Source organism: Olegusella massiliensis, assembly GCF_900078545.1.
Classification (GTDB): domain Bacteria; phylum Actinomycetota; class Coriobacteriia; order Coriobacteriales; family Atopobiaceae; genus Olegusella; species Olegusella massiliensis.
In genome coordinates, this window is record NZ_FLLS01000002.1 from 219,945 (window position 1) to 237,025 (window position 17,081).

At 45.1% G+C, this 17,081-nt stretch carries 17 protein-coding genes; 4 read left to right on the forward strand and 13 right to left on the reverse strand.

Annotated elements, in window-relative coordinates; all coding sequences use genetic code 11:
• Positions 1-42: 42 nt before the first annotated feature.
• Positions 43-480 carry an arginine repressor gene (locus BN4314_RS01195; protein ID WP_068539323.1) on the reverse strand — a complete coding sequence of 146 codons (438 nt, stop codon included), beginning with the start codon at positions 478-480 and terminating at the stop codon, positions 43-45.
• Between the two features lie 415 nt (positions 481-895).
• Between BN4314_RS01195 and BN4314_RS01200 the strand changes: the two genes are divergently transcribed.
• On the forward strand, positions 896-2,152 hold the full coding sequence (locus BN4314_RS01200; RefSeq protein ID WP_068539325.1) for a C39 family peptidase: 1,257 nt from the start codon (positions 896-898) through the stop codon (positions 2,150-2,152).
• 237 nt (positions 2,153-2,389) lie between these two features.
• Here BN4314_RS01200 and BN4314_RS01205 read toward each other — a convergent pair whose 3' ends face one another.
• From BN4314_RS01205 to frlD (BN4314_RS01240), 8 genes are all read right to left on the reverse strand, one after another.
• Positions 2,390-3,217 (reverse strand): BtpA/SgcQ family protein, encoded by an 828-nt coding sequence (locus BN4314_RS01205; protein ID WP_068539327.1) that lies wholly within the window; start codon positions 3,215-3,217, stop codon positions 2,390-2,392.
• Between the two features lie 42 nt (positions 3,218-3,259).
• Positions 3,260-4,783: an FGGY-family carbohydrate kinase gene (locus BN4314_RS01210; RefSeq protein ID WP_068539329.1), complete on the reverse strand. Its 1,524-nt coding sequence runs from the start codon at positions 4,781-4,783 to the stop codon at positions 3,260-3,262.
• Between the two features lie 68 nt (positions 4,784-4,851).
• A complete protein-coding gene (locus tag BN4314_RS01215) occupies positions 4,852-5,583 on the reverse strand; it encodes a GntR family transcriptional regulator (RefSeq protein ID WP_068539331.1) in 732 nt (243 codons plus the stop codon).
• Positions 5,584-6,312 carry a GntR family transcriptional regulator gene (locus BN4314_RS01220; RefSeq protein WP_068539333.1) on the reverse strand — a complete coding sequence of 243 codons (729 nt, stop codon included), beginning with the start codon at positions 6,310-6,312 and terminating at the stop codon, positions 5,584-5,586. It lies immediately after the preceding gene.
• Positions 6,313-6,405: 93 nt separating this feature from the next.
• A complete protein-coding gene (locus tag BN4314_RS01225; RefSeq protein ID WP_068540745.1) occupies positions 6,406-6,834 on the reverse strand; it encodes a secondary thiamine-phosphate synthase enzyme YjbQ in 429 nt (142 codons plus the stop codon).
• Between the two features lie 8 nt (positions 6,835-6,842).
• Positions 6,843-7,694 carry an amidohydrolase family protein gene (locus BN4314_RS01230; protein WP_068539335.1) on the reverse strand — a complete coding sequence of 284 codons (852 nt, stop codon included), beginning with the start codon at positions 7,692-7,694 and terminating at the stop codon, positions 6,843-6,845.
• Between the two features lies 1 nt (position 7,695).
• Positions 7,696-8,520, reverse strand: coding sequence for a fructoselysine 3-epimerase (gene frlC, locus BN4314_RS01235; protein WP_068539337.1), 825 nt, complete (start codon positions 8,518-8,520; stop codon positions 7,696-7,698).
• A gap of 65 nt (positions 8,521-8,585) precedes the next feature.
• Positions 8,586-9,386: a fructoselysine 6-kinase gene (gene frlD / locus BN4314_RS01240; RefSeq protein WP_068539339.1), complete on the reverse strand. Its 801-nt coding sequence runs from the start codon at positions 9,384-9,386 to the stop codon at positions 8,586-8,588.
• 283 nt (positions 9,387-9,669) lie between these two features.
• Here frlD (BN4314_RS01240) and frlD (BN4314_RS01245) point away from each other — a divergent pair, with 283 nt between their 5' ends.
• A complete protein-coding gene (frlD, locus tag BN4314_RS01245; protein ID WP_068539341.1) occupies positions 9,670-10,455 on the forward strand; it encodes a fructoselysine 6-kinase in 786 nt (261 codons plus the stop codon).
• Positions 10,456-10,725: 270 nt separating this feature from the next.
• Here frlD (BN4314_RS01245) and BN4314_RS01250 read toward each other — a convergent pair whose 3' ends face one another.
• The 4 genes from BN4314_RS01250 to BN4314_RS01265 form a co-directional block, all read right to left on the reverse strand.
• On the reverse strand, positions 10,726-11,589 hold the full coding sequence (locus BN4314_RS01250) for a PfkB family carbohydrate kinase (protein WP_232309697.1): 864 nt from the start codon (positions 11,587-11,589) through the stop codon (positions 10,726-10,728).
• A gap of 133 nt (positions 11,590-11,722) precedes the next feature.
• Positions 11,723-12,562, reverse strand: coding sequence for a TIM barrel protein (locus BN4314_RS01255; protein WP_068539345.1), 840 nt, complete (start codon positions 12,560-12,562; stop codon positions 11,723-11,725).
• A gap of 31 nt (positions 12,563-12,593) precedes the next feature.
• The gene (locus BN4314_RS01260) at positions 12,594-13,691 is read right to left on the reverse strand and encodes an aldose epimerase family protein (RefSeq protein WP_068539347.1); all 1,098 of its coding nucleotides are present in this window, start codon (positions 13,689-13,691) and stop codon (positions 12,594-12,596) included.
• 64 nt (positions 13,692-13,755) lie between these two features.
• Positions 13,756-14,718, reverse strand: a complete 963-nt coding sequence (locus BN4314_RS01265; protein ID WP_068539349.1) for a dihydrodipicolinate synthase family protein — start codon at positions 14,716-14,718, stop codon at positions 13,756-13,758.
• A gap of 372 nt (positions 14,719-15,090) precedes the next feature.
• Here BN4314_RS01265 and BN4314_RS01270 point away from each other — a divergent pair, with 372 nt between their 5' ends.
• On the forward strand, positions 15,091-16,149 hold the full coding sequence (locus BN4314_RS01270) for an SIS domain-containing protein (RefSeq protein WP_148424828.1): 1,059 nt from the start codon (positions 15,091-15,093) through the stop codon (positions 16,147-16,149).
• Entirely contained in the window at positions 16,146-17,081 is a 936-nt protein-coding gene (locus BN4314_RS01275) for an ROK family protein (RefSeq protein ID WP_068539353.1), read from the forward strand. The genes BN4314_RS01270 and BN4314_RS01275 overlap by 4 nt, the downstream gene beginning before the upstream one ends.

Below are 17,081 nucleotides of genomic sequence, written 5' to 3' on the forward strand. Positions count from 1 at the left end.
GCTCTTGCTTTCATCTGTCCCTTTGTATTGTATCCTTGAACGCTATCTGTGCGTACTACGCAGTTTGTCTATGAGATGGAGCAGTTCGATTGCTGCCTCATCATCGGTTGAAACTACAAGCACTGTATCGTTACCAGCAACGGATCCGCAGACATTGTGCAAAGCTGCCGCATCAACAGCAGCAGCGACACCCGGAGCAGTACCCGGCTGGCTTTTAATAATCAAAAGATTCTGAGCACGATTAACACTGAGCACAAATCCAGAAACCATACGCTGGAGATGCAGGTCTTCTGCAAGCACATAAATACCTTCGGAGAGCTTACGCAATCCCATATCGGTAATATCGCGCGAAACGGTAGCCTGGGTGCATTTGTATCCGATATCTTGCAATTCATCAACTAACTCACGCTGTGTACGGATGGACTTGCCACGGACAATATCACGAATAGCATCTTGCCTACTGTTGCGTCTTTTCACCATAATCAACCCCACAAATCCAATATGTATGCATAAATCTCAAAACCAAAGTCTGCAATACCTTCTCATTTGAGCTGGATGAGACAAAGCCACTATGCATCATACCTACTTAATAATCGAATAATTAAACTTTACGTTTGAACGAGCGGCAAGCGGTAAGAACCAAGGGGACAAACGGAGTTTTACACGTCTTTTGCACATAACTTAGCTATACATAAAGCTCTTATAAATCCGCGAAAGAATTCTCAAAAAATATTCTTAGTGGCTAAATATGTTAGTTTTCATAAAAAACATGCATTACCATTCACTTATTTTTTCTTAGCTAGATCTGCAAGCTTGTCCTACTATAGATAGGGAATACAAGGCACTAAGCTGCTAAGCCTCATAGAGCAGCAAAGTTATAGCTGAGAGGATTTCCATGTCCAATTATGCAGATTCAAACCGTGGCGGTTCGCGTCCGCGTTCTAACGGCTATTCCAATCGTCCTGCTCGCCTACGTTCTTCTTCTGGCAATAGTGGAGTAGGACAAGGTGCTCGTCGTGGATACCGTTCTGGACAGAGTGCTTCTCCTGACAGGCGTGGCGGTCAACGCCCCTACCGCTCCAACCGCAATTATCGCACCATCAACGGACATGACACGGGATACTCATTGCGCCAGCGCGGCATCAACTTTAGTGGCCGCAAAGGCGGTCTGCTTTCTAATCTAGATCAGCGTAGCCTCCTCATCCTTGCTGGCGGCATTATTGCTCTGCTTATTTTGATATTTGCTATCTCAAGCTGTGTCCGCGGATGTACTTCTGGAGCAGGCAAAAAAGACAATTCAACTAGTTCGGTCAACTCTCAGGACGCGAGGGTCTCAGCAAGTGCGTCTCCTGACATCACCAGTAAGCTCACTCCTGCTTTGGATAACGCTGACAGCTTGTACAAGATTGCTAAAAATGCTGATAAATATAAAGATAGCCGCATGGTTGATCTGGCTGTTAACGAGCCTAATGCTATTAAGTTTGTTCTCACCTACCCCGATGCCGACCACACCAGTGGTGCCTATGAAGACACTGTTGAAAAAGGCAGCTATCCTTTGCTTTTTAATTGGGATTCTCGTTGGGGTAATGTTGATTTTGGTGACGGTGCTCTTGGTGTCACGGGGTCTGGTCCCACTTCACTTGCCATGGCTTATATGGGGCTCACTGGTAAAACCAACCAGACTCCCGCCACGATTGCCAAAGCAATTGCTGACGCAGGTGCAGATTCTGGTGACACGGGCATGGCAACGTCCTTCTTTGACAAGGGCATCTCAACGGTGGGTCTCAGCATTACTTCAATGGAAGTGAGCAAGGATAATCTACACTCGATTTTGGGCAATGGAAGTCCTGCTTTGGTACAAGTAAAAGACGATAGCCTTACAGCATCGGCACATTGGATACTGGTAATTGGCTACGGCAATGATGGCTCGCTTGTCGTGTATGATCCCACTTCATCGGCGGTATCTTCCCACAGCTGGGATGCAGGTACCATCAGCTCAAGTGCAAGCGCACTGTACTCGGTAGCTGCTGCTTCTCAAGGCGACACAGGAGATGGCAGCTCGGACAACAACGATAACAACTCTGACACAAGCAATACCGATGAAAATACCTCATCGCAAACAGACACGGGCAATGAGACCTCAAATCAATAAGTAAACCCCTTGTGCATAACGAGGTGATTTGCCTCGTTATGCTCCCTCACACTTACGTCATTGCGGTGATTTCAGCAGAACAAACTTGCAAGAGAATTCCCCAAAAAAGAGGTGCTGACCTGCGTCAGCACCTCTTAACTAAACTCACATTTGCCCTATAAGCAACTTTGTAACTCTCAGGTTTATAAATCTTGTTTTAATTAAAACCTAACTCGCTTGGTATGTACTATTACGAAATTACACCTTCAGTCGAATCTCATGGACAACCTTCATGAGTTCCTTAACACGCTCAACGTCAACGCGGACGTTTTCTAGCGACTCATCTTCAAGGCGACCACCATCTTTAAAATATGTCCCAACCACAGCTGCATCTGCTGAAGCAAGCTTCGCTTCAATTGTATCTGGACGGCAACCAGTATTCACAAGAACGGCCACGTCAGGATTCTTCTCTTTTACTGAAGCAATTAAGGCCTCGTCAACATCAGCACCTGCCGCGCTTGCCGAAACGCATAGCCCATCAGGATGAACCTTAAAAATAGTAGATGAAGCAATGTCTGCCAAAGACCTCGTATCAAGATTCCGGTCAGACTCAGGGTTGATAAAGTACAGCATGCGCAAATTATCTAGATGAAGTTCGGCTTTGCGGCGCATCAACATGGAGAAGTCATTGTTATAGAAGCCGCCATCGCCGACATAGACACCTGAGAATGTTCCACGTACAAAATCTGCCTCTACTGCAGCTGCAAGCTCGATGCATGCCAGACCATCAGAAATAGCATCTACTCCCAAGGGACAAGACAGCTCGCTCCTCAGTTGACCGATAATGTAGGCCATTGTAGAAGGGGTGACAAAGCTCATCTTACGCTGATAAGGAAGGGAAAACTCATTAGAAACAATAATTCCGTCTACGCCGCCCTCTTGAAGAGCCTCGAGATCTCGCTTTGCATGTTCAACAACAGACGAAACGGTCCTATTCCCAAACCGTGGATCTCCAGGAAGTGCATCAAGGTGAAGCATAGAAATGATTGGCTTTTTTGTACCAAATAGTTCATCAGTCCAAAGCATATTAACTACTCTCCTAACTACAATTACAAAAGTTCAAATAATTTACTTAATAAGCCTGTGTACCAGCTCTTTTGTCGCAGGATAAAGCTCATCAAATAGCTGCTGATACTTTTTATATGCTTCGTGGTTTTCCATGTTTGGCTCGTAAGTAACGCCGGGTTTCACTTTGCTAGCAAGCTCGTCAAAGCCATTCCAGATGCCTGTTCCTACTGCTGCCATCATTGCATCGCCGTAGCTTGCACCGATACCGATCGCTGGTACAGAAATTGACTTGCCAGTGACATCGGCAACAATCTGCATCCACAAAGCGCTCTTTGTTCCGCCGCCTGCAGCCATAACGCGACGAACAGGAACTCCGTCTTCCTCAAAAATCTTGAAGTGCTGATTAATTGAGTAAGCAACACCCTCTAAGCATGCGCGATAGAGATGTGCGCGTGTATGAGCAAGATTAAAGCCGGCGAATATACCACGAGCATCAGGGTCATTAATAGGAGTGCGCTCACCAGCGAAATAGGGTAGGCAGAGGAGCCCTTCACTTCCCAGAGGAATCTTCTCAGCATCGGCAGACATTGCCTGGTAGGCATTGATTCCGCCATTTTCTTCTGCTTCTTTATAGTCCCTATAGCACTCATCACGCATCCAGCGCGTTAGAGTTCCTGCAGTATTGGTACCTGCGGAAACATCAAAGGTACCAGGAATAATAAAGCGCTCACGCCAGATTCGATCGTCATTTACAAGTCGGTCTGCGACGAGGAACATGTAAATTGAGGAGCCAAACTGAAGCATCAGATCGCCAAGTCGGCCAATACCACAAGAAATTCCTTCTGCCCCAGAGTCGTCGGTACCCACTGTTACTGGGGTGCCAGCTGCAAGGCCAGTTTCACGAGCAGCCTGCTCTGTGATGGTACCCGCGATAGCGGTCGTATCAGCAACGTTAGCCAGCTGATCGGGGCGGCAAATCGGCTCGCAAAGCTTTGGATTAGGCGTTCCATCTGCATCATACAGAGGATTGAAGCTTGCTAATCCCAAAAACTTATCTACATAATACTCACCAGTAAGCTTTGCTGTGATGTAGCTAGAGCCTGTCAGAAACTTGTGAGTGCGAGCATAAACTTCAGGCTCATTTTCTTTAATCCAAAGAATCTTTGGCATAACGTCAGATGAGCCAAGAGGACGACCAAACCACTCACGTATCTGATCTTCGCCGTAAAGTTCAGTCAGCTCTTTGCATTGATCAAGTGCACGGGCATCAATACCGTAAAGAATTGCTTTGCGAAGTGGTTTACAATTTTCATCGACTGGTAGGCAGTCCGCACCAAGTGCACTTGCAGCAACACCCTTAATATCGCTTGGATTGATCCCACTCTTTTTAATCAAATCATTGCTGATTGTGCAGAAATCATGCCACCAGACGGCCTCGGCATCATGCTCATAAAAATTAGGCTGGGGGTTTTCCATCCCATGCTCAGTTGCACTTTCGGCAATAACAGTGCCTTCGGCGTCGATAATAACGCCTTTACTTGCAAAAGTTCCAGTATCGATGCCCATGAAATAAATTTCAGACATATTATCCTCCAAAAGTTTACTGTCTCTTTTAAAAAGAATTCAGTTTTGGGACCTAGAATTGATGACAACTAGACCAAGTGTTCTCCATTTTTTACGGTAAAGTGACACATATCGCTACGGTTGAAAGAGCGCATATATTCGATTACACGGCCACTTCTGTCATAACTTATGCAGGTCAACAGTAGTACGTCTTTATTTGCTTCAACACCTAAAGAACGAGCAGCACGAGGTTCAATTGGGACAATATCGAGAGTCTCCCAAGCCCGAACGGGCTCTTCTCCGTTAAACCCATAAACGTCATAGAGAGAGAAAACCTCAAGATCTATTTCCATAAGATTGGGCACGAGCTTACAAGGGATATAGGTATATTCCAAAGAAACGGGCTTGCCGTTTGCAAGATTCAGGCGTTTGATAGCATAAATGTCATCGTCAGGGTCTATTCCTAGTCTGTCTGCATAGAGCGCCTTAGCCTTACGAACCTCTTTGCCCAAAATCTTTATACCTGCCTGTGCTTTGCTGTCAGTGATCGACTGACGGAAACCTGTCAGGTTGTCGAGATCACGTACCAAACGCCTTCCGACAACAAAAGCACCTTTTCCCTGAACACGCTTGAGAATACCCTCCTCAACAAGCGCATCGAGAGCGCTTCTGGCTGTTAGACGATTTACTCCATACGTCTTTGCAAGAGCATTTTCAGAGGGAATAAGACATCCTGGTGGATATTCTCCTGAATCCACTCGATCACGAACAACTTCGCGAAGTTGCAAATAAATAGGTGAGTTTTCGTCTACAGCACTCATTTACCCTTCGCTCCCGTACGTGTCGGTACGTCTAAGCTCCGTACCGAAGATAATATGTTGAGGTAATACTATATTTTTAAAAAATTCTACAGGATTATTTTTTTCATCTTGAATAAGTCCTGTTTGGAAAAAGGCAGATGTGCCAAGAGGAACATTCAAAATTTCTGACTCTTCTTCATCCACCTTGGTGATACTAATTTTCTCAGAACCTGTTTTCGGAACGATACCATAGACTTCTTTTAGAACGCGATATAAAGAATCCTTTGCAAAGTCATATTTCTCGATACCTTGGCAATCCCTAGCATTGACCCAAGTAGTCTCAATTGAAACTGGACATTCGTCAATTAAATTAACTCTTCTCAACACCAAAACAGGGGAAGCAAGCATGACATGGAGGTGTCTCACTGCATACTTATTTGCTTCAATAATTTGAGAGCCAATTACCAAATGCGATGGCGTATATCCAGATTCTGAAACTGCCTGGCTGAACCCTATCGTATCCTGAAGATTTCGAACCATCCTAGGCTGCGCTACAAAAGTTCCAAGTCCAACCTTACTTACCACTACACCAAAATGCGCAAGACGCGAAAGCGCATTGCGAAGCGTCATTCGATTTAAATCCCAAAGCTCACACATATCGCGCTCAGAAGGAAGCTTATCGCCTGGCGTGAGACCATTCTCTATGATATATGATTCAATTAGTTCTGAGATTTCATCTCTTGAACGCATTTAGTATCACCTTCAAAAAATTACCAAATAACGCAGGTAGCCCCCTTAGTTTACCGCAGTATTACTCAACTTTCCGAATATCTTCACACACGTTTAATCACCTATCACTTGAATGAGATAGGTGCGCTCAGATGGCCCATCGAACTCACAAAAATAAACTTCCTGTGCTCCTCCTTTATCCAGTTCACCTCCCTTCACAAAGAAATGAGTATGATTTCCCACCAGTAATGCTTTGAGGTGACCTGTTGGATTTCCAGCAGTTGATCCGTAATCTTTCAAAATGCGAGCATGAGCGTAGGGATGATCCTCCGGGACCAATCTCCCCAAGAACTCATCGATATCGGCTTCAAGACACTCCAGTGCCTCATTCGTTGTTATCCCTGCAGTCGTATGCCTAGAAATAACCGTTACCATACCCTCTTTAATTCCACTCTCTTTGACGGCTTGCTCGATTTCTTCCGTAATCAATGAGTACTGGTTGTACTCCGTCGTTAGGAAAGTTTTTGATATTGTGTAGATCATCTTGCTCACTACTCCAACCCATTGAGGAACTGGAGGGCATTTTGTCCTTTGATTAACTGAACCGTACTTTCACGTAATCCAAGATTGTCGAGTGCTTTTGCCATACGAATTTGTTCAAAACGAGGGTTATCGCTTCCGAACATCACCTGATGGCGCAAACTCCGGTCAATCCATGTCGCTGGCAAGTCTTTAGTAAAAAGCTGAGAATAAAATTCCTGCGCACAATCGAAATAAAGTGCTCCAGTATCTGCGTAAACATTCGAATGCTTCACCATAATCATTGCAGCTTCTTGCAACCATGGCCAAGCAAAATGCCCAAGACAGAAACGTAAATTAGGACGTGTCTCTGCTAATTCTTCAAACTCAACAGGTCTTCCAAACTTTGAGAGCGTATGTGGCTCCCATGACATTCCTGCATGAAACATAACTGGTCGATTGAAGTGCTCGCAAATGTCATACAGCTTTTGCGCCTCATCATCCATAGGATAAAAATGCTGACGACCAGGATGCAGGTTAAGTCCTTTTAAATCCAAATCAGCAAATGCGTGCTCCAGCTTTTCGGGTGCCTGCGGGTCTTTTGGATCCACGCTTGCAAAGCCAATAAACTTATTAGGAGCGAGGTCCACCAACTGGCGGACCTCCTCATTTGTGACTGGGACAACACCTTCGCAGGCAGAATAATCTTGAGGTAGCAAGCACATCTTATCGAGCCCAGCAAGTCTCATCTGATTGGAGATATGTTCGAGCTTTGCCGTCCCGTTCTTATGAATATCTAGGATTTCGTGACGCATGTCTTCTCTACTAGAATCCATATTGATTGGCTCATAAAAAGCCGGATGTACATGCACATCAATAAACATTTTACTCCCCGAGCATTGCCTTAACATTATTAATTGCGCGCTTTGCATAGAGACGCGGCTCATTGATATAGCCAGTCACTAGCTCAATCGTTGCGGTGCGCTCATAAGGAAGATCGCGGATTTCCTCGAGCAGCTCTTTCATGGGCAAAACACCCTCGCCGGGCATTACATGAGCATCAGAAGTGCCATCAGAATCGATGATGTGGAGGTGATACATCTTCTCGCCGAGCTTAGAGAAGTAGCTCATCATCTGCTCCTGCTGCTGGAATGGTGGGACGATGTCCATCATGCCCATGAGGTAATCAGAATCAACATGCTCAAATAGGTCGATGAGGTCATTAGCATTCTTGAATACGTTTGACTCCATTGTTGTCAGTGGCTCAACAACAATACGAACGCCAACCTTTTCAGCATGACGAGCAAGCTCTTCGCAGCTGCGATATAGGCGATCATGCATCTCTTTGTACGTTGCTTCATATCCTGCATGAGCCGGAGAAATGAGCATGTAGTCTGAACCAAGTGCGCGAGCCTGATCAAGACAAATCTTGAGGTAGCGGATTGCATCCTCGCGCTGGCGCTCAGAGCCAATCATAAAGTTGTAAGGATAAGCATTGTGCTCGGGGCAATAACCGGTAATGGGCACACCATACTTATCGCGAAGCCTTAGGATTTCTTCTATATCGCCATCTGCAAGATCTGGAGCATATGCATGTGGACGGGCACCCCAAAGCTCGATATAGTCATAGCCAAAACGCTTCGCATCTTCGAAAATGTTCTCAAGGGGATTACGCTGATAACCTGAAGTAAACATGCCAATTTTGAACATAGACTTTCCTTTCTCATGCAACCGTTACCCTACTGAACTACTTCTATCTCACGTATTCCAAAACCTTAGGCAGACATGCCTACCCAAGGTTCAAAAACACCGACGACCTGAGCTGCTACTTCAGCTCCCTTCTCTAGACATTTAATGGGTTCTTCACCCATTAGATAGGCATATAAGAAGCCAGAAATAAATGAGTCTCCTGCACCAATTGTGTTTACAACTGTTGCTTTTTTAATCCCGTAATCGTAAAGCTTGTCATCTATGGCAACGATACTGCCTTCTTCGCCAAAGGTTGCAACTGCGACTTTCATGCCGTGTGCAAGGCGCTCGCGAAGATAACTCGAATCAAAGTTCTTTTTTCCTTCGTGGAAAGAGAAGAAGCCAATGTCAACACAAGAGGCAGTCTGTTCGACAAGGGGGTCATTTAGGCGGTCTGCATAGTCAAAGCTCACCAGGGTCCCTGTATCGTGAATTGCAGGCAAGACAGACTCAGCGTGTCCCCAAAAAGCTGAGTGAACAAGATCATGCTCAGCAGCGAAACGGACGTCTTCATCGTCGAAGACAATATCTTTAAGCACGCCTTCTTGATACTCTCCGTGGACACGCTCTTTTCCAATAAGCTCCATGTAAGTAATGGCTGTAGCTCCACTGCCCTTTTTTAGATGAGATATATCGAGACCCTCTTTTGCTAAGGTCTCAATCATCCATTGACCGTTGGCATCAGAGCCGGTCGTAGAGATTATTGACGTAGGCATACCAAGTTTTTGAAGGTTTACTGCCGTGTCAACCGCGTTTCCAGTTGGATATTTCCGCCCAAGTGCTGGATAGTCATCAATACAATTGTCACCAATGCACGCGGTTCGCATCACTTACTCCAATCTCCATCTGGTATAAGTTTCATCTCTCCTCATATATTATTCTCTGATAATAAAAAATGAAGCCATTTATGGGTATTTCCCCTTCACCGAGGTTTTGCCTACGTTCACCTTGTAATTAGTCGCTTTTTTGTGGTTTTCAGATAGTTCATAATTTCTTCAATATGCCGTTTACGGAGAATTGTCTGCCTTATTTAGAGGCAATATTTACCTTTATTGGTATATATATATTATTAAGTTATGTGCTTAAACTTCTTCATCGAAAGGAACAGATATGAAGGTTGCAGCAGTAGGAGATAACTGCGTCGATGTCTACGAAAACGAGGGAAAGCAGTATCCAGGAGGCAACCCTGTCAATGTCTCTGTTTACCTCAAAAGAATGGGTATTGATGCTTCCTATACCGGTGTCGTGGGTAATGATGCATACGGTAAGGGTCTTGTTGACGCACTAAGCTCAAAAGGCGTTGATGTAAGTCACGTTCATGTTGAGCCTGGTTCAACCGCAATTACAAAGGTCGAAATCGTAAACGGTAATCGCGTATTTGGCGATTATATCGAAGGTGTAATGGAAGACTTTAAAGTCTCTGAGGATGACTTAAAGTTCCTGTGCTCCCATGATTTGGTTGTTAGCGGTATTTGGGGACACACTACTGACGCACTCGCTGCAATTAAAGAAAGCGGAACAACTGTTGTCTTCGATTACTCCGATCAACCTCACGACCCTATCGTAGACAGCTCTATTGCTAATGTTGATTATGCCTTCTTTGGTCTTGAAGCTCGCGACACTGAGGAAGTCCGCAACTTTATGCGCGAGAAACAGGCGATGGGTCCAAAGGTTGTCATCGTTACTTTGGGTGAATATGGAAGCCTCGCCTTTGACGGGGAGAATTTCTATTCTCATGGCATTATTCCTGTCAAAATTGCCGACACCATGGGTGCAGGGGACTCTTTCATTGCAGGCTACATTAAAGGCATTCTTGAGGGTAAAGATGTCAGCGCATGCATGGAAGAAGGTGCGCAAAGTTCTGCTGTTACGATCCAATACAATGGGGCTTGGTAAGATTTTTAGACAATCACAAGTTGAAAAAACTGTCTGGCAAATTTGCCAGACAGTTTTTATATTAACGCGATATCTTAATAGAAAAAGCTTACGAAAGTCTGCAGCAATAGCTGCAACAGGTTGGTGAGCCAATAACCCTCATCTGCCCCATAGGGACTTCCACCCAGCAGATAGAAGAGTCTATCCATATAGTAAATGGGGATACCAAATATAAATCCGTCTGGTTCCTTCGCTATCTCAATAAACTCATCAACTCAATCATCATATTGCTTATGAAAGCTTAGCTATCCAAGCCTCCACCTCTGCAAGCTTTGGATAACCCTCCCCTTCACGAGTTGTCATCGTACCTGGACGAGTAACTTTGTAGGCTGCATATTTGCTTGCCCACTCGCTTGCCTCTTTGAGACTCTTGCCATTTGCTAATCCGGCAGCTGTTGCGGCTAAATAGCCATCGCCTGCACCAATGGTGTAGACCGCTTCTACCTTTGTTCCCTTAACGAAGAAATACTCATCGCCATCAAGAATTGCCGAGCCTTCTGGCCCGCAAGTCATAATTACTCCCTGGCAACCCTGAGTCTCTGCAATCTTACGAAGCAACTCTTCATGAGCAATCTCTGCATCCTCTGAAAGGTTGCAGAGCACCTTTGCTTCGATATCGTTCACAACTAGGTAGTCGATATAAGATAGGTCACCCATTGACTCAGAAGGGAGTGGCGAGGCATTGCAGAAAGTCGTCATGCCAAACTCTTCTTTAGCAATACGAGCTCCAAGCAAAGACTTTTTAAAGGGCATGCCGAAGCCAGTGATAAAAATTTTTGCAGACTTCATCGCACAAATCGCGTCGCGAATCTCATCCTCGGTTAAAGCTTTGCAAGCAGAGTCACCATCGACAATGGTATTGAGGTTGTCATCGTCAACCATTATCAAGCCGGTACCCGTCGATACGCTATGGTCACGATACATGAAGGTAGTATCAACTCCTGCAGCGCTCATCCATGCATCGCCCATGTCACCCCAGGGATCATAGCCAACTTTACCGATATATCCAGTTGGCACTCCTAGGCGTCCCAATGCAACCGAAACAGTAGCACCCTTACCGCCGTCTTCCTCAACGTGCCAATCCCATGCTTCCATAGTCTCTCCCCTACGGGGCAAGCGATGAATTCTGCACACCTGTCCTACTCCGTGAGAATTCATTACAATAACTTTTACGCTGTGCTCTTTAGACATACCATTTCCTCCAAAGTAGAAATCGAATTACCCTAAACTATTCAGCTTCCAACAGTCCTCTAATAACCTCAATTCCTCGTTCAGCAGAGAAATCGGGCTCGTTCCCATACCTACTGAAGAGTTCGAGTGCAAGATATCCGTCATAGTTAACCTGTTTTAGATAAGAGACAATGCGAGGCCAATCCATAGCTCCATCGCCAGGGATAAGGTGATCTTCGCAGTCCGGCTCAGCATCGATGAAATGCATTTCTTTTACAGCTCCGGGCATTTTCTCCCAGTACTCACTCATCGGCTCACCACAGGTAAGTGGACAGGCAAGGTCCAAAACTACCTTGAGAGCCTCATTGTCCACCTGGTCTAAATAGTACTTAACGTCGTCAGACGTGCAGCAAAGACGACCTTCAAAAGGAGTCACTGGCTCAAGAATAACAGTCTCCTCAAGGCTAGCCGCATGGTCCGCCAAGACCTTTAGATCCTCAACTACCTGGCTCTTCAAAGCTTCACGGTCCATTCCGAACCCAGGCATATTAATTGCAAACATAACCATCGGAGCTTCTATAGCTTTTGCCGCATCAATCGTTGACAGGAAGTACTTCATCGAAATCTCGTTGAGCTCTTTTTCCCTATATACGAAGCTATGAGGTGATCCGGTATTTTCCGGAACATAGCTCACGATGGGCATCTGATACTTCTGAACCATATCAAGAATGGCTTTTGAGCCTCCGTTTACTCCACCGAGGATATCTGGCGCATAAGCATGCGGCCTAAATCCACCAATGTCTATCCCGTCATAGCCACAACGTGCTGCTGCTGCAAAGCAACGCTCCAGCGGCCAACTTGAAAAACCTGTTGAAAAAAGTGACACTTTCATGCTCATATAGCATCAATCTCCCTGACAAGTTCAAGAATTAGTTGTTGAGAATCTTCGCTATCTTTTCCTCTACCTTTTGAAGCTCTGTTCCTTCAACTTTCCCGAAGCGCCAGCAAATCAAATCGCTCTCGCCACTTTCTAGCGTGTTGAAGTGACCATGAGACCTCTGGTATGCAGAACTTCTATTTGTTCCAGTAGAAGGTAGAGCGATACCTACACCGTCTTCGTCACCAGTTCTGCAGAACCAACGCAGGGCATAGGGAGCATAGGTCATATCCCAGCTCACATAGAAGCCATCGCCATCAGGCCTTTCCATAAGTGCGTGAGCCCAACCGTCAGAGTCGGCTTCGTATTTATAGTTGATGCACATCTCAGGGTCGAAAACCTGATTTTCAGAATCAAGTACGTCCGCGATCGTTGGGTCAGCAACCAGCTTTTTCCCGTATTCAAAAATCTTCTGGGCACGAGGAGATCCGTCTCCTTCGTCTGGCGCAGAGACCTGTATGTGCTCGCTATCAGTAGGACATGAATAGACAAAGCGGGAACCATCGCACCCAAGCCAATTCATATGGCAAAGCCATAGATATTCAAGAGGGCTATGACGGCGATTCTCGATGCGAGCTGACATTTCTACCATCGTAGATGATTCATACAGCTTAAGCTCGGGGTTATAAGCCCAGTGTAATTCCTGACTATTGCGGAACACATAGCTGCCGCCTACAGACAAATATTTGCCAGCTTCATCAGTTCCAATGCCAATATATACATCATCAAATACCGCAAACGGCAAGACATCATGCATGGGATAATCTGCTTCGCCGGCTTCTGGACCATTGATATTATTTAGGCCGCAGTGGTAAAGGAAGCCTCCGTAGTTATCCCCAAACTTTGTAGTAGCGAGCGGCTCTTCAAACATGGACTTTTGTGAGACGTCTTTGCCATCAAAGCAAAGTTGCCAAATCTGCATTCCCATATAGGGCAATACAACCATGCTTGAACGTGAATTCGAAATCTTCAGTCCATCAACTCCTGATTTGAAGCGAATTGCGGAGACAGAAAGTTCTCCATCTCGAAGCACTTCAAAGGGAAGATCGCCAAACATTTTTGGATTTATATTGACTTTCGTAAAAGACATTATCCCTCCCAGATAATCTATACAAAGCAGCCGTCCCAAGAGTTGAGACGGCTGCTTTAGTTTTCTATCGGAAGTCAGCTTTTCCTGCCATTTGGGCATCAATCTCAGTTGGTTGAATCGCATCGCCAAGGCTCTTGTAGCCAAATTCAACCATCAGCTCATCCATCTCTTGCTTCACTTCAAATGGGACCCAATCTTGCTTGGCGCCCATACGGGAAACGGTAGGTTTCCCAAAGCCATACTGCATAGCCCAATTCCAACCTGCATTAAATGGCGTCTTTTTAACGACGTTGCGAATCCGGAGCACCTTTTGCTGTGCCTCAATGCAGCCCTTCCAATCACCTGCGCGACCCTTCTCAACAATTTCAATCATTTCACGTGGGAAAGGTACTGCCATAAAGGAAACGCAGCCAACAGCACCCAGCAAAACCATGATACCGTCGAACCCGTCGCAGCCACCTAGGAAGTCAAAGCTTTCCGGGTCAATGCGCAAAACACACTGCTGGAAATTCACAACATTGGTTGAAGCATCTTTGAATCCGCGCAGATTCTTATGCTCATTAGCCAATTTTGCAAGTGTGTCAGGGGCAAACAAAACAGCTTGCTCAACACAGTTATAGATGTAAACGGGACGCTTTGCATAGTCAATCAGCTCTGCAGACCAATCATAAAGAGCCTCTTGAGAGAATTTAAAGAAAGGAGGAGCGGTAATGCAATAGCAGTCAGCCAGGCCTGTCTCTTCATATGCATCAATGAGGCGCTTGTTGGCACGTACGTCGTTCTCAAAGGAGCAGGCCATAATTTTTGCTTTGCCCTGTGCAGCCTCATGGACGGCTTTTAGGACCTCAATTTTTTCGTCAAAGCTCAGTTCGTGAGACTCGCCCGCATAGCCATTAACAAAGAAGGCCTTGATTCCGCATTCAACCTGCCATGCAATCATATCGTGCAAATAAGGAAAATCTATTTCTCCCTCAGTTGTGAATGGTGTACAAATTTCCGTTAATACACCCTCTATAAAATGACCCATTACTACCTCCCTGTTGCCCGTTAACTCACTTGGTAAGAGTTTTACATACAACTTATTCCTTACTCTATACCAATAAGCACTACGATAACATTGCATGCAACCCTAAATTTATTTTTCACGGCGGAAGGTAGTTAGTACAAGGTAGATGGTAATGAACAGGAATTCTCTAAGTTTTGTATACAATTCCTTTCAAGAGAATCATGAACTGTATTTAGAGTCTCCTCCATAATTGAGCAGCCTTTGAGGAAGCAAAATATAGTCATTCCTATAAAAAATTGATAACTTAATCGAATAATCAAACAGATATGTTGCTATAAATATTAGACTTCTAAGTATTACTTAAAGCTGTTTGGCCTATTTTGGGGGATATATATGGAGGACATGAATCCAATTCTTCGCAATATCTACGAGCAACCCGATGAGCTCACAAAGGTTCTAGATAATGTGAGTGGTCCACAACTAGATACGGCTCTTAAGATTTCAAAGCTTATTCAAGTTTCGCATGAAGTCATACTTACTTCCATGGGAAGCGCCTTATATTCCCTCATGCCAATGTACGAAGCTCTAATCGCAAAGGGCATACGTAATGTTCGTCTCGTAGAAACTGCAGAACTGCTTCATCACCCAGAGCGAGCACCAAAAGATGCATTCTACTTACTCATGAGCAGGTCTGGAGAAAGTCGCGAGGTTGCAGACTTTTCGGTTTGGCTCCATGACAATGGATATCTTTCAGCGTGTATAACAATGACTCCCGATTCGACCATGGCAAAGAACTGCGCCATTTCCCTACGGGATATAGCCAGCTACGACCAAATCGTCTGCATAAAGGCTTATAGCTCTATGGCCCTATGCGGTCTTGTACTTGTTGAGCTGCTTGAAAATGCTAGCTTTGATAAAAAGAAGGCAGAGACCCTCCATGCCGCCTTTGCCTGGATGCAAGCTCATAAAGAGGAAATTCTCAGCCAATTCGAATCCATTGATTTCTTGGCACGCGCAGATAGTTTTTACCTCATCTCTCGCGATGAGGGTATTAACATGATGAGGAGTGCGTCGCTTTGGATTGAAGAAACTGCAAAGATACCTGCAAATGTTATGTCGATAGACAACCTTTACCATGGACCCATGGAGCTCATCAGAGCACAAAAAATAACAAAATCAAAAACTGTACCCATACTTCTAGATATATTTCCTGATAGTCGCTCCGAGATGATTTGGAATTATATTCAGGAGGCAACCTCAGATTCGATATATGTTGGAACAAATTCAAATGCTAAATCTGGCTTCTCTTTCATTTTGCCTGATCTTAAGCTCGATGGACCATGGATGATGCTCGTTGAGGCAATGTATTTCCAGATTCTTAGTTACCAATTAGCGCTAGTTAATGGCATCGAACCCGGCATGTTCTTTGAAGATGGGTGGATTGTACTGTGAGCACGCTACAAAAACATACACAAAAATTAGTAGCAGGCATTGATATCGGTGGGACGAGAACTAAATGCGGATTGATTAATTCTTCTGATGGCTCTCTTCTCGATATGAAGGTTTTTCCTACTGAGCATGTTTCTGAACAGCGCTTTTTTGACGATATCGCCACTGTACTCTCCTCATTCAATAGAAGTACGAGAGACGTCCGGGCAGCGGGCGTTTCAATCGGATCGTACGTCTTTTCAGATGGAAGCATCGATGGACTTTCCTCAATGGTTCCATTCCTGACTCATGGCTATCCTCTAAAAACTAAATTTGAGGAAGCTCTTGGTATGCCAGTTCAAATAGATAACGATGCGAGACTCATTGGACTAGCTGAAGCTCTCTATGGGGAGGGCAAGGGCTTTTCACGCGTGCTCACAATTACTATCGGAACTGGAATCGGCATTGGTCTTTGTGAAGACGGAAAGCCCTATGGAAAAGAGTCTCACATCCATCTAGCTGGTCATATTCGCGTTAGAGAAGGTGGGGAGTATCCCTGGCTAGACAGTACTCCATGTTATTGCAATATGACTGGCTGCCTGGAGTCTACTTGCTCTGGAACTGCTCTACTTGCTCACATACATCATGAGATTAGTGAGGAACTCACAGTAGAGGATATGTTCACTCTCGCGAGGCAAGGAAATAATCGGGCTCTCTCGCTTGTTAATTGGTATCTTAAGCTTCTAGCAAGAGCGCTGAATCAATATGTTTATCTCTATTGTCCTGATGTAATCGTACTCGGAGGTGGAGTTGCTCAAGGTTTAAGGCCTTATCTTGACTCGCTTCGCTCACAACTCGTTGCTTCCGTTTACGAGGGCCAAAAAACAGAACTGCGTATAACAAAATTAAAGGAAAGTTCCGGGGTTATTGGCGCCGCTTCCCTTGTAAAAATTTAA